Here is a 13,821-nt window from a genome sequence, read left to right as displayed (position 1 = left end):
TCGACGGGATGGGGAACCCGGGCCGCTAGGCTCAAACGTCTTAACACTGATTTTCTAATGAACAAGCACTGTCGAAGGGATCTTTCGTGCTGCGCACTCATGACGCCGGTTCGTTGCGGGAATCGAACGCCGGGCAGCGAGTGACGCTTGCCGGCTGGGTGGCGCGCCGACGCGATCACGGCGGCGTCATCTTCATCGATCTGCGGGACGCGTCGGGTGTCGCCCAGGTCGTGTTCCGCGAGGACGCGGTGCTGGAGCAGGCTCACCGGTTGCGCGCGGAATTCTGCGTCGAGGTCAGCGGTGTTGTGGAGGTCCGGCCCGAAGGTAACGCCAACGACGAGATCGCGACCGGGCAGATCGAAGTCAACGCCGCCGAGCTGAAGGTGCTCAACGAGAGCGCGCCGCTGCCATTCCAGCTCGATGAGACCGCGGGTGAGGAGGCGCGATTGCGCTACCGCTACCTGGATCTGCGTCGTGAGGGGCCGGGCAACGCAATCAGATTGCGTTCCAAGGCGAACGCCGCCGCACGCAGCGTGCTGTCCGGTCACGAATTTGTCGAGGTGGAGACCCCGACGCTGACTCGTTCGACTCCCGAGGGTGCGCGCGATTTCCTGGTGCCTGCCCGTCTGCAGCCGGGTAGTTTCTACGCGCTGCCGCAGAGCCCGCAGCTGTTCAAGCAGCTGCTGATGGTCGCCGGTATGGAGCGGTACTACCAGATCGCCCGCTGCTACCGCGACGAGGATTTCCGCGCCGACCGGCAACCCGAATTCACCCAGCTCGACATCGAGATGAGCTTCGTGGACCAGGACGATGTCATCGCGCTCGCCGAGGAGATCCTCGTCGCGCTGTGGGATCTGGTCGGCTACCGGGTGCCTACTCCCATCGACCGCATCACCTATGCCGAGGCGATGCGGCGGTACGGCAGCGACAAGCCGGACCTGCGGTTCGGCCTGGAGCTGGTGGAGTGCACCGACTACTTCTCTGAGACCAGCTTCCGCGTGTTCCAGGCGCCATACGTGGGCGCCGTGGTGATGCCCGGCGGCGCCGACCAGCCGCGCCGCACCCTGGACGGCTGGCAGGAGTTCGCCAAACAGCGCGGACACAAGGGACTGGCCTACGTCCTGGTGGGCGAGGACGGCACCCTCGGCGGGCCCGTGGCCAAGAATCTTTCCGATGCCGAACGCGACGGACTGGCGGCTCATGTGGGCGCGAACCCAGGAGACTGCATTTTCTTCTCCGCCGGCGCCGCCAAGTCATCACGCGCGTTATTGGGTTCGGTGCGTGGCGAGGTGGCACAGCGCCTCGGGTTGATCGACCCAGACGCCTGGGCCTTCACCTGGGTGGTGGACGCTCCACTGTTCGAGCCTGCCGATGATGCGACAGCTGCCGGTGATGTGGCGGTCGGTTCGGGCGCGTGGACGGCGGTACACCACGCCTTCACTTCGCCGAAACCTGAGTCGGAGAACACCTTTGACACCGATCCGGGATCGGCGCTGGCTTACGCTTACGACATCGTGTGCAACGGGCATGAGATCGGCGGCGGCTCGATCCGTATTCACCGCCGCGACATTCAGGAACGCGTCTTCCAGGTGATGGGTATCAGCAACGAGGATGCCCAGGAGAAGTTCGGATTCCTGCTGGACGCGTTCGCCTTCGGTGCACCCCCGCACGGCGGCATCGCCTTCGGGTGGGATCGCGTGACCGCACTGCTGGCCGGGACATCCTCGATCCGCGAAGTCATTGCCTTCCCGAAGTCCGGTGGTGGTGTTGACCCGCTGACCGACGCGCCCGCGCCGATCACCGCGGCACAGCGCAAGGAGTCCGGGATTGACGCCAAACCCGAGAAGGCCGAGAAGGCGGGTAAGCCGGCGGACGCGTAGCCAGTGCTGCATCTCAGGGTGATCGCACCCGCCGAGGTTTCGGATCAGGTGGTCGAATTCCTTTCCACCACCACGGGAGTCACGCATATCGTGCGCGTGCCCCAGGCTGCCATCAGCCCGGCAGGTGACCTCATCACCGCCGACGTGGCGCGCGAGACCGCCAACGATGTGCTCGACGGGCTCAAGTCGATCGATATCGACAAGCGTGGATCGATCACCGCCGAGGTGCTCGACACCGTCATCTCGCAGACCGCCTATGAGGCCGAGGATGACGCGGAAGGCGACCCCGCGGACGCGGTGATTTGGGACGAGCTGATCGGGCGCACGCGTGAGGAGTCCACCCTCAACCTAACGTTTCTCGCCTTCCTTTGTTTGGCCTGCCTGATCGCCGCGGTTGGCGTGGTCACCGATTCACCGGTCACCATTGTGGGCGCAATGGTGGTTGGGCCAGAGTTCGGTCCGCTTGCCGCCCTGGCAGTTTCGATTGTGCGGCGTAAATGGTCGCTGGCCCGACGGTCACTACTGGCCTTGCTCGTGGGTTTCCCGGTGGCAATGGGGGTGACTGCGGTCGGAGCCCTGGCTGCCGAGGCCGCCGGATGGGTGACCTTGAAGAGTGTGCGTGAGCTGCAGCAGGTCGACTTCGTCTTCCAGGTGGGGCCGTTCTCCTTGGTGGTGGCCCTCTTGGCAGGCGCGGCGGGCATGCTCTCGCTGATGTCGGCGAAATCCGCTGCCCTGGTTGGGGTTTTCATCTCCGTGACCACCGTTCCGGCCGCAGGTTTCGCGGTGGTCGCGGCGACGGTGGGGGAATGGGATATTGCCGGACTGTCGGCGCTTCAGCTGGCCGTCAACCTCTTCGGCATTGTGCTGGCGGGCGTGCTGGTCTTGTGGGTGCGACCGCGCGGATACCGTTAGGAGAGCTCCCCGATAGCGGTGACTCGCTGATCGAATTCTTCATCGGGATCGGTGTGCGCCAGGACCGGGTCACCGTATTCGTGCGGCCGCGAGACGAAGATCGTGCCCATGCCGAGCTGTCGTGCGGCCCGCAGGTCGTAGGGGTGCGCCGCCACCATGGCCGCTTCGTACGGCTCAACGCCCAGGTAGCGCAGTGCGCCCCGGTACACCGACGGGTCCGGTTTGAAGCGCCCGAATACCTCGGCGGTGAAAATCGCGTCCCACGAAATGTCCAGGCGTTTGAACAGGTTCACCATGGTGGCCATATCGGTGTTGGACAGGGTCGCGACGACGGCCCGCATCCGCAGGGCCGCAAGGCCCGCGGGTACGTCGGGCCATGGAACCAGACGTTGCCAGCTGGATGCAACATCCTCGGCGGTCGCGGTGTCCGGACACGGTAGCCCAAATGTCTGGCAGACATCAGCGAAACCGGCCGCGTAGAGGTCCTGCACGCGTGTCCAGTGGTCGGCGGACTGAGTCAGACTCGAGACCCGCTCGAAGTAGTCCGCACGCCAGGCCCGCGTGAACGCGGCGGCGTCGACATCGGGGGAGTACTCGGCGACCGCCCGCGATACCGGTTCGAAGAAGTCGAGCAGTGTGCCTTGCACGTCGAACAGGTATGCCTTGTAGCGCAACGCGACTCCCTCAGTAGGTGCTCTTGGGCGGATCGGTGCGGGTTACCCCGGTGACCTCGATGACGGGGATCGAGGAAGGACCGCGATAACTTTGCCCGGTCGGCACGGTTCCCGTTACCGACACCCAGGTGTTCTCGGGGAGCGCGGATACCGAGGCCGCCGCTGGCCCCGACATCTGCAGGCGCGCCAACTGCGCATCCGCGGCACAACACACGATGACGATCTTCGCGAGATCCGTGCGGGCGCCCTCCTTGAAGGTGAACCCGGTGACCGTGATTGTGCGGCCCGCCAAGGTGTCCGAGGATCCGGCGGCAATGCGCATCAACACCTCGGGCAGCGGAACCGCGGGCGCATCACCGGCCGGTAGTGGGGGAAAGGCGCGTCGTGGGGTATTGGTGGCCGCGGCGATATTGGCCGGTGCGATGGAGCGCGCGCTGAGTGCCGGCGGCACGATGAAGATCAGCAGAACGATCGGCAGCACCAGGAACCAGGTGGCTCCGTGTTTGTGGGGGTGGTCACCATGACCGTCATGCCCATGGTCGGTGTGGCCGTTGCGCACGTCGCGGATGATGGCGGCCAGGCCGAGACCGATCACGACGACCGCCGAGCCGGCGAGCCATGGCAGCAGTCCGGGCTTGACGTAGCGGGTGAACGTGCCGGTCGCGGCGATCATCGCCACACTGACCCCTAAGAGGATCAGCAACGTGTTCTCGGTATCGCGCCTCACGAGGCCCCCAGCACCGCGAGGCCGATACCCGTCGCGACGAGTGTGGCCACCACGAAGGTCAGTGGCGCGAATCGGGCCGCGAAGGCCCGGCCGAACATACCCGACTGCATCGCGATGAGTTTCACATCGACGGCAGGACCGACAACAAGGAACACCAACCTCGGAATCAGGGGCATCATCGTGATACTCGCCGCGACAAAGGCGTCGGCCTCCGAACACAGCGCCAGGACCACGGCCAACAGCGCCATGGTGACCACTCCGACCACCAGATTGCCTGCCAGGTGCTCGAACACCCAGGTGGGCACCAGCACATGTAGCGCCGCGGCCGCTACGGCCCCGATGGCCAAGTAGGAGGCCGCCTGCAGGAAGTCGTGTCGTGCCGCCTCGGCGAATGTCGCCCAGCGGGAGGAGGATCCGGCATGCGCGTGCGGCAGACGGCGAGTTACCCAGCTGTCCCGGCCCCAACGCGACCAGACCATCCCCATCACCATTGCGGTGAGCAGCGAGGCCACCACACGCGCCAGCACCATCCTCGGCTGCCCGGGGAAGGCCACCGCAGTGGCGACCAACACCACCGGATTGATGGCAGGAGCCGACAACATGAATGTGAGCGCGGCCGCACCGACCGATCCCGGCCCGTACAACCGCCGCGCCACCGGAACTGATCCGCATTCACAGCCCGGCAGGGCGGCCCCACCGATACCCGCCACCGCTACCGCGGCGACGGACCGGTTCGGTAGCCACCTCGCCAGCCGCTCCGGGGTCACGAATGTCGCGACGAGGCCGCTCACGATCACGCCGAGTGCAAGGAACGGCACGGCCTGGACGAAGACCCCGCAGAACACGGTTCCGGCAGTCGCCAGCTTCTCGTTGGCGTCAACGATTCCGCGTAACCAGCCCGCTGCCAGGGCCATCGCGATGAGCGCCACGACAAGGATCTCGGTCGAACCGAACCAACGTCGATCCTCAGAGGCGGCCACCGTCACCCCGCCATCCTGACAGTGCAACCTGAGAACGCGGCGCATCGGTGGCACTCTGGGGAGGTGACTGATGACACACCCTTCAACGAGCGGCCCACCGCGGTGATCAACGAATTCAACGATGAGGTCGCCCGGGAGTTCCGCGCGAATGGCGGCGAGGTGGGCGGACAATTCGCCGGAGTGCCGATCTTGCTGCTGACGAACACCGGCGCCAAGAGCGGACAGCAGCGCCTTAACCCGTTGGCCTACTTCAATATCGACGGCAAAATCTACATCGTCGGTTCATTCGGCGGCGCCGACAAAGACCCCGCCTGGGTGTACAACCTGCGCGCGAATCCAGATGCGCATATCGACATCGGTACCGACGGATACGACGTAGTCGCGCACGAGCTTTCACTGGCCGAGCGTGATGCGCTGTATCCGAAGGTGGTCGAGCTGGTTCCGGTGTTCGCTGAATATCAGGAGAAGACCGCCCGGCCCATCCCGATCTTCGAACTGCGCCGCACGTAGTCGCGAAGCTCCGGCGAGCTATCCATTGAAGGCCGGTGCGCGTTCCCGGCCGGGCCGTGATGTGCGGTGCCCTGATTCACAGACCATGCGGGTGGGGCCAGGTTATGGTGGGATCAGCCGATGGGCATCAAGGTGGCGCTGGAGCATCGGACCAGCTACGCGTTCGACAGACTCGTGCAGGTGCACCCGCACGAGATTCGGTTGCGTCCGGCGCCGCACACTCGTACACCTATCGAGGCGTACTCCTTACGGATCGCACCCGACGATCACTTCATCAACTGGCAACAGGATGCCTTCGGTAATTTCCTTGCCCGCGTGGTATTCCCGAACCGGACCCGGCAGCTGTCGATCACAGTCGGGCTCATTGCCGACCTCAAATCGGTCAATCCGTTCGACTTCTTCATCGAGGAATGGGCCGAACACATCGGCTTCGTGTATCCACCCGCGCTAGCGGCTGATCTAGAGCCCTACCTCAAGCCGGTAGACGAATCCGAACCCGGTTCAGGGCCCGGTGAACTGGTCCGGGCCTGGGTGGCCAACTTCACGATGGCGCCCACCACACGCATCATCGACTACCTCGTCACGCTCAATCAGGCGCTCTGCTCGGACGTCGGATACGCGGTGCGGTTGGAGCCCGGCGTGCAGAGTCCAGACACCACGCTGGCCGTGGGCATTGGTTCGTGCCGTGACACTGCCTGGCTGCTGGTGTCCATTCTGCGACAGAAGGGACTTGCCGCGCGTTTCGTATCCGGATACCTGGTCCAGCTGACTTCGGATATCGCCGAAATCGATGGTCCCTCAGGGCCGGTTGCCGACTTCACCGACCTGCATGCCTGGGCGGAGGTATACATCCCTGGTGCCGGGTGGGTGGGGCTGGACCCGACATCGGGACTGTTCGCGGGGGAAGGTCACATTCCGTTGTCGGCGACTCCGCATCCGTCGACATCCGCCGCCATCACGGGCGCCACCGACATGTGTGAGTCCACGCTGGACTTCTCCAACACCGTCACCCGTGTCCACGAAGACCCGCGAGTCACGCTGCCGTACACGGCATCGGCCTGGGAAGCGGTCGTCGCGCTGGGCGAAGAGATTGATGCCCGGCTCGATGCGGCGGGCGTTGGCTTAACCATGGGTGGCGAACCGACATTCGTGTCCATCGACGACCAAACCTCTGAGCAGTGGACCACCGCGGCCGATGGCGAGCACAAGCGGGCACGTGCCAGCGATCTTGCCGCCCGCCTCAAAGCGGCCTGGGCGCCAACGGGCTTGGTGCAGCGCAGTCAGGGCAAGTGGTATCCGGGTGAGCCCCTGCCGCGCTGGCAGATCGGTTTGTATTGGCGCCGGGACGGCCAACCGCTATGGTCCGATCCCGAGCTGTTGGCAGACCCATGGGACGGTGAACGCCAGTGGTCCACACCCCAGGGTGCCGACCGGGCGCTGTTGAGTGCTCTTGCGAGTGATCTCGGGCTGCCCGACAGCCAGGTACGCCCGGCATACGAGGACCCGTTGAGCCGGCTCGTCGCCTCGATCCGGCGCCCGGCCGGCGATCCGATCGACACGGCCGACGATCCAGCACCCTATGAGGACTCGGCGGAGCGACGAACCGGTCTACTGGACCGTCTGGACGAGGCGGTGACCCAGCCGACGGCCTATGTGCTGCCCCTGCACCGGGGCGAGGACGGTTGGGAAAGCGCCGATTGGACACTGCGCCGCGGCCGGATCGTGCTGACCGACGGCGATTCTCCGGCCGGGCTCCGGCTGCCCCTGGACGCGGTTTCCTGGCAGCCGGCGCCGCAGTCCGCAGAGGCAGACCCGCTCAGCGCCCCTGCGGAATTGGGAGCCCAACGGTCCCCGGCGCCCGCTGTGGTGGTGCCTGCCGAGGGCGCGCCGGTCACCGCTCTGGTCGCGGAAATTCGTGACGGCCTGCTGTATCTGTTTCTGCCGCCGCTGGAGCAGGTGGACGACTTCGTGGATCTCATCGCGCGCGTCGAGGCGGCGGTGACCTGTCCGCTGGTGATCGAAGGGTATGGGCCACCGCCGGATCCGCGGATCGAGGCGATGAGCATCACCCCCGATCCAGGGGTCATCGAGGTCAACGTGACCCCCACGGCCAGCTTCGCCGAGCAGTCTCGGCAATTGCAGGTGCTCTATGAGGAGGCGCGCAAGGCGCGACTCACCACCGAGTCTTTTGACGTGGACGGAACTCACACCGGAACCGGTGGTGGCAACCACATCACTCTCGGCGGCCGCACTCCAGCCACGTCGCCATTGCTGCGCCGGCCCGATCTACTGGTCTCGCTCCTGACCTACTGGCAGCATCATCCGGCGCTGTCATACCTGTTCTCCGGACGGTTCGTCGGCACCACATCGCAGGCTCCCCGCGTAGACGAGGGACGCGAAGAGGCGTTGTACGAGTTGGAGATTGCCTTCGCCGAGATTGAACGGCTGGCCGATTCGGAAGCCCCGTGGCATATCGATAGGTCGCTGCGGCATCTGCTCACCGATATCACCGGAAATACCCACCGCGCGGAGTTCTGTATCGACAAGCTCTACAGTCCTGACAGCGCTCGTGGGCGCTTGGGCCTGCTTGAGTTGCGCGGGTTCGAGATGCCTCCGCATTTTCAGATGGCGATGGTGCAGTCGCTGCTGGTGCGCGCGCTGGTGGCCCGGTTCTGGGCACAGCCGCTGAGCGCACCGCTGGTCCGGCATGGCGCGAACCTGCACGGCCGCTACCTGTTGCCGCACTTCATTATTCATGACATCGCGCAGGTAGCAGCCGATCTGCGTGCGCATGACATCGCCTTCGAAACCAGCTGGCTCGATCCGTTCACCGAGTTCCGGTTCCCACGCATCGGTACCGCGGTGTTCGATGGCATCGAGATCGAACTGCGCGGCGCCATCGAACCGTGGCGGGTACTCGGAGAGGAGGCCACCTCGGGAGGCACCGCCCGGTACGTGGATTCCTCGATCGAACGCGTACAGGTGCGGGTTATCGGAGCCGATCGCTCCCGGTACGTCGTCACCTGCAACGGCGAGCCCATCCCGCTGTTGTCCACCGAAAACCCGGATGTGCAGGTGGCTGGTGTCCGGTATCGGGCTTGGCAGCCGCCAAGCGCCCTGCACCCGAGTATCACCGTCGACGATCCTTTACGTTTCGAGCTCATCGACACGGCCAACGCGCTGTCTCGGGGTGGCTGCACCTACCACGTTTCGCACCCGGGCGGCCGCTCCTACGACGATCCTCCGGTCAACGCCGTGGCCGCGGAGGCGCGCCGTGGTCGGCGTTTCGATGCCACCGGTTACACCACCGGACGCGTCGATTTGTCAGACTTGCGCGAGAAACAAGCCCGCATGTCCACCGACGCCGTGGCGCCAGGCATCCTGGATTTACGTCGGGCGAGAACCGTGGGACGCAGGTAGAACCGCATAAACGGGAAGGAAGGTACGGCCGGTGGCAGCACCTGCTTCGGGGGCTCCCGTCGGACCCGGCTTCGCTGTGGGCGACAACCCGTTGATCGCGCAGTACGCGAGCGCGCGCGCTCAGGGCGCGCTGTTCGAGGTCGGGCGCCGGGGCGACCAGGCGGGTTACGACGAGTTCCTGGCTCCAGACGGCAGCGTTCGCCCGGCATGGACGGACCTTGCCGACGCCATCGCGCAGCGCGGCCGTCCCGGCCTGGATCGCCTGCTGGACCGTGTGCACACGCTTGTCGACAGCGACGGCATCACCTACATGGATCCGCGCCGCGCACCCGGATCCGTGTCCGGCCCCGACGCGCCCGCTCATCCGGTGCCGTGGCGCCTGGATGGGCTGCCCCTGCTGCTGGATCCCGCCGACTGGAATGTTCTGGAGGTCGGGCTCACCCAGCGGGCCACCCTGCTGGATGCGGTTCTCAGCGACTTATACGGAGCACAGGAGCTGATCAGTTCCGGAGCGCTGCCGCCCCAGCTGCTCTTCGCGCATCCCGGCTATGTGCGGGCTGCTCACGGCATGGCCCTGCCGGGGCGGCACCAGCTGTTTCTGCTCGGCTGCGATATCAGCCGCACCGCCACCGGCGACTTTCGTGTGAACGCGGATTGGACACAGGCACCGTCCGGTGCCGGTTATGCGATGGCGGACCGGCGGGTGGTCGCCCATGCCGCGCCCGATCTGTACGAGAAGGTGGCGCCGCGGCCAACTTCGTCTTTCGCGCAGACACTGCGGTTGGCGCTGATCGATGTCGCGCCGGAGTCCGTGGAGGATCCGACGATCGTGGTGCTGAGCCCCGGCATCCATTCGGAGACCTCTTTCGATCAGGCCTACCTCGCCTCGGTGCTGGGTTTCCCGCTGGTCGAGTCCGCAGATCTGGTGGTACGCGACGGCAAGCTATGGATGCGCTCGCTCGGCACCCTGCGCCGGGTTGATGTGGTGTTGCGCCGCGTGGATGCCGACTACTCCGATCCGCTCGATCTGCGGGCCGACTCCCAGCTCGGCGTCGTCGGGTTGGTCGAGGTACTCCGCCGGGGCGCGGTGACCGTCGTCAACTCACTGGGCAGCGGAGTGTTGGAGAATCCGGGCCTGGCCCGTTTCCTGCCGGATTTGTCGCGACGACTACTCGACGAGCCACTTGCCTTGTCCGGCGGCCAATCATGGTGGGGTGGCATCGATACGGAGCGCTCGCATCTACTCGCCAACCTGGCCTCGCTGTTGGTGAAATCGACAGCGGAGGAGGAGGTCTACACCGGGCCATTGGAGTCCGCGCAGACGCTGGAAACGCTGCGGGCACGTATCGAAGCGCAACCCTGGCGCTGGGTCGGTCAAGAACTCCCCGAATTGTCCGTGGCTCCCACCTACCTGCGCTCGGGCGCGCTCACCGCCGCGCCCGTCGGCATGCGGCTGTTCACAGTGGCGCAGCGGGGTGGCTACGCGCCGATGATCGGTGGCCTCGGCTATGTCGCGGCTTCCGGATACTCGGGTTCCACTCTCAACAGCTTTGCCGCTAAAGATCTTTGGGTCCAGCAGCCGGACCGGGATCAGACCGAGCGTGCCCTGACGGTGGCGCCGCTGGACCTGCCCGGTGGCCGATCGGCGGGATCCGACGCGGTCAGTTCGCCGCGCGTGTTGTCGGACTTGTTCTGGCTGGGGCGCTACGGAGAGCGCGCGGAGAATCTGGTCAGGCTGCTATCGGTCACTCGCGAACGCTTCCACGAGTATCGGTACCGGCAATTCATGGAGGCCAGTGAATGTGTTCCGGTGCTGTTGAAGGCATTGGGTGACATCACCGGTACCGACACCGCGGCCGAGGATCTGGGAACCCAGCTGTGGTCTCTCACGGTGGACAAGGAGCGGTCAGGTTCACTGGCGCAGTCGGTAGAGCGGCTGGGCCTGGCCGCCCGCGCGGTCCGTGACCAAATGTCCAACGACACCTGGATGGTGCTGGGCGGGATGGATCGGGCCATCGCGGCCGCCGCGGCCGAGTATGACGAGTTCAGGCGATCCGGCGATGCCCCGACCCGTGCCGATGACACTGTGCTGGCCGCGACGCAAACCCAGGTACTGGCAGGGCTTCTCGCGTTGTCCGGGCTGGCGGCGGAGTCCACCGTTCACGACATCGGCTGGACCATCATGGACATCGGTAAGCGCATCGAACGTGGCCTCGGCCTGACCGCCCTGTTGCGGTCCACCCTGACCACGGAGCGCGGTCGTGCCGCCGAACAGTCGGTCACCGAATCCACACTGGTGGCGTGTGAGTCCTCGGTGATGTACCGTCGGCGCACTCGGGGCAAGATCAGTCTGGAGGCGGTTGCCGACCTGTTGTTATTCGATGCCGATAACCCGAGATCTCTTTTGTATCAGGTCGAATCGTTGCGCACCGACCTCAAGTCGTTGCCCAGTGCCTCGGGCACTTCACGCCCCGAACGGTTGGTGGAAGACCTGGTGACGCAGCTGCGACGGATCGACCCCGCGGATTTGGAGACCACCGGAGAGCAAGGGTTGCGGGACACGCTGGCCGAAACCCTCGACAGCGTCCATCATGCCTTGCGTGAACTGTCTTCGGTGGTCACCGCGACCCACTTGTCGATGCCGACCGGGATGCAACCGTTGTGGGGTCCGGATACCAGGCGGAGGCTGCCATGACCAATGGCCTCTCCTCGATCCGCTATCAGGTCACGCACCGCACGCTGTACCGGTACTCCGACGATGTCACCAGTTCCTACGGGCGCGGCTATCTCACGCCGCGCGACACCGATTGGCAGCATTGCGAATCGAGCGAACTGATCGTCGAACCCGAGCCTTCGGACAGGTCTACCGGGAGGGACCTGTACGGGAATCTGAGCTCCTATTTCCACGTCACCACCCCGCATCGCGAACTGAGCGTGACCGCGCGGTCGATCGTCGATGTCGAGAATCTGGCGCCGTCGGGAGCCGGGTGGGAGCAGCCGTGGGAGCTGGCCCGGCCGGCGTACCAGGACTCGACCGGCGCGGGGGCGCTGGCCACCGAGTTTGTTTTGGATCTGGTTCCGCCCGAGATTACCGACGACGTACGTGATTACGCCGCAGTGAGTTTCACTCCGGGCAGACCGCTGGGTGAGGCCGTCGTGGACTTGATGGGCCGGATCTACCGTGACTTCGAGTACCGCTCCGGTTCTACCACTATTTCCACCAAGGTCAGCGAAGTGCTGGCCGCGCGTGAGGGTGTCTGTCAGGACTTCGCCCGCATCGCAGCGACCGCGCTGCGCACGCAGGGACTGGCTGCCCGCTACGTATCCGGTTACCTGGCAACGAATCCTCCGCCCGGGCAGCCTCGCCTGGTCGGATCGGACGCCACCCACGCCTGGGCGGCGGTATGGGTGCCACCCGACGGCTGGATCGCCTTCGACCCGACGAACGACACGATTGCCGACCAACGGTATGTCACCGTCGCGTGGGGCCGCGACTACGCGGACGTTCCGCCTCTGCGCGGCATCATCTACACCGATTCCGACAGCAGCAGCATCGAGGTATCGGTGGACGTCGCACCCTGTGAGGAGAGTCCCGCGCATGCGTGATTTCATCTGCCCCCAGTGTGGTCAGCATCTGGCATTCGAAAACTCGGTATGTCTGTCCTGCGGTAGTCATCTCGGATTTTCGCTCGACCAGAAGGCGCTGCTGGTGCTCGCCGCGGACGCGGCGCCCGGCTTCGTCGATGCCGACGATCATCAGTTGTGTGCGAATCTGCATGTAGCAGAATGTAATTGGCTGGTCAGTGGCGCCTCCGCCGGCACGCTGTGCGCATCCTGCGCGCTGACCCGCACCCGGCCCAATGACGCCGACACCGCGGCGTTGCCGGCCTTCGCGGAGGCAGAGAAGGCCAAGCGACGGCTCATCGCCGAGCTTGCCGAGTTGCGGTTACCGGTGACGGGGCGCGACACCGACCCCGAGTTCGGGCTGGCCTTCGACTTACTGTCCAGCGAGCAGGAGCAGGTGATGACAGGTCATCACAACGGGGTCATCACACTGGATCTCGCGGAAGGGGACGACGTACACCGCGAGCAGCTCCGTATCTCGATGGACGAGCCGTACCGAACACTGCTCGGGCACTTTCGCCACGAGATCGGGCACTACTTCTACTACCGACTTGTTGGGGGCTCGGCGGAATACCTGGAAAGATTTCATGCGCTGTTCGGCGATGCGGACGCTGACTACCAGGCAGCCCTGGACCGCCATTATCAGCAAGGTGCTCCCGAGGGCTGGGAGGAGAGTTATGTCTCGTCCTACGCCACCATGCATCCCGCCGAGGATTGGGCGGAGACCTTCGCCCACTACCTGCACATCCGCGACACCCTGGATACCGCGGCGTCCTTCGCGCTGGCGCCCGCGGGCGGCACCTTCGACCGCAGGGTGCTTGGCCCGAGCGGATTCGACACCATCATCGAGATGTGGCTGCCGCTGGCCTGGTCGCTCAACATGGTGAATCGCTCGATGGGGCACCTTGACCTGTACCCGTTCGTGCTACCGGGTCCCGTCCTGGAGAAGATGCGGCTGATCCACGAGATCGTGATGGCGGCGGGCGACGCGGCCGAGTGACTGTGCCGAACCCGGGCAAGATCGCCGCTGGTAGCAGCCTGGCAAATATGCGGATACGAATATTGCGATGAGTGTGTGACGGCCCACAGTCTTA

At 65.3% G+C, this 13,821-nt stretch carries 10 protein-coding genes; 7 read left to right on the top strand and 3 right to left on the bottom strand.

The window, feature by feature from the left end:
* The first annotated feature begins 86 nt into the window (after positions 1-86).
* Together aspS and MAB_RS14525 are read left to right on the top strand one after the other, a co-directional pair.
* The gene (aspS, locus tag MAB_RS14530; RefSeq protein ID WP_005082377.1) at positions 87-1,880 is read left to right on the top strand and encodes an aspartate--tRNA ligase; all 1,794 of its coding nucleotides are present in this window, start codon (positions 87-89) and stop codon (positions 1,878-1,880) included.
* A 3-nt stretch (positions 1,881-1,883) separates the two neighbouring features.
* Positions 1,884-2,792, top strand: coding sequence for a DUF389 domain-containing protein (locus MAB_RS14525; protein ID WP_005082376.1), 909 nt, complete (start codon positions 1,884-1,886; stop codon positions 2,790-2,792).
* Here MAB_RS14525 and MAB_RS14520 read toward each other — a convergent pair.
* Genes MAB_RS14520 through MAB_RS14510 form a run of 3 tightly spaced genes read right to left on the bottom strand, consistent with a single transcriptional unit; the run spans position 2,789 to position 5,179 of the window.
* Positions 2,789-3,466 carry a haloacid dehalogenase type II gene (locus MAB_RS14520; RefSeq protein ID WP_005082375.1) on the bottom strand — a complete coding sequence of 226 codons (678 nt, stop codon included), beginning with the start codon at positions 3,464-3,466 and terminating at the stop codon, positions 2,789-2,791. The two genes, MAB_RS14525 and MAB_RS14520, sit on opposite strands and share 4 nt — an antisense overlap.
* Positions 3,467-3,476: 10 nt before the next feature.
* The gene (locus MAB_RS14515) at positions 3,477-4,193 is read right to left on the bottom strand and encodes a TIGR03943 family putative permease subunit (protein ID WP_005082374.1); all 717 of its coding nucleotides are present in this window, start codon (positions 4,191-4,193) and stop codon (positions 3,477-3,479) included.
* A complete protein-coding gene (locus tag MAB_RS14510) occupies positions 4,190-5,179 on the bottom strand; it encodes a permease (RefSeq protein WP_005091041.1) in 990 nt (329 codons plus the stop codon). Before MAB_RS14510 ends, MAB_RS14515 begins: the two co-directional genes overlap by 4 nt.
* Positions 5,180-5,236: 57 nt before the next feature.
* Between MAB_RS14510 and MAB_RS14505 the strand changes: the two genes are divergently transcribed.
* The 5 genes from MAB_RS14505 to MAB_RS14485 all read left to right on the top strand — a co-directional run bounded on the left by MAB_RS14505 (position 5,237) and on the right by MAB_RS14485 (position 13,727).
* Complete coding sequence (locus MAB_RS14505; protein ID WP_005082372.1) at positions 5,237-5,683, top strand: nitroreductase family deazaflavin-dependent oxidoreductase; 447 nt, start codon at positions 5,237-5,239, stop codon at positions 5,681-5,683.
* A gap of 120 nt (positions 5,684-5,803) precedes the next feature.
* Positions 5,804-9,103: a transglutaminase family protein gene (locus MAB_RS14500; protein ID WP_005093589.1), complete on the top strand. Its 3,300-nt coding sequence runs from the start codon at positions 5,804-5,806 to the stop codon at positions 9,101-9,103.
* Positions 9,104-9,194: 91 nt separating this feature from the next.
* Positions 9,195-11,798, top strand: a complete 2,604-nt coding sequence (locus MAB_RS14495; RefSeq protein ID WP_005111384.1) for a circularly permuted type 2 ATP-grasp protein — start codon at positions 9,195-9,197, stop codon at positions 11,796-11,798.
* Positions 11,795-12,709: a transglutaminase family protein gene (locus MAB_RS14490; RefSeq protein WP_005091036.1), complete on the top strand. Its 915-nt coding sequence runs from the start codon at positions 11,795-11,797 to the stop codon at positions 12,707-12,709. Before MAB_RS14495 ends, MAB_RS14490 begins: the two co-directional genes overlap by 4 nt.
* The gene (locus MAB_RS14485; RefSeq protein WP_005057610.1) at positions 12,702-13,727 is read left to right on the top strand and encodes a zinc-binding metallopeptidase family protein; all 1,026 of its coding nucleotides are present in this window, start codon (positions 12,702-12,704) and stop codon (positions 13,725-13,727) included. The genes MAB_RS14490 and MAB_RS14485 overlap by 8 nt, the downstream gene beginning before the upstream one ends.
* Positions 13,728-13,821 lie beyond the last annotated feature (94 nt).

Origin of the sequence: Mycobacteroides abscessus ATCC 19977 (assembly GCF_000069185.1) — a bacterium.
GTDB lineage: Bacteria > Actinomycetota > Actinomycetes > Mycobacteriales > Mycobacteriaceae > Mycobacterium > Mycobacterium abscessus.
The sequence above is the reverse complement of the archived record's forward strand: the minus strand, read 5'-3'. Positions and strand labels throughout refer to the sequence as shown.

Bases quoted from the DNA above. Each gene is read 5' to 3' on its own strand.
- MAB_RS14490 (WP_005091036.1), top strand. From the start codon at position 11,795: ATGACCAATGGCCTCTCCTCGATCCGCTATCAGGTCACGCACCGCACG.
- MAB_RS14500 (WP_005093589.1), top strand. From the start codon at position 5,804: ATGGGCATCAAGGTGGCGCTGGAGCATCGGACCAGCTACGCGTTCGAC.
- MAB_RS14485 (WP_005057610.1), top strand. From the start codon at position 12,702: ATGCGTGATTTCATCTGCCCCCAGTGTGGTCAGCATCTGGCATTCGAA.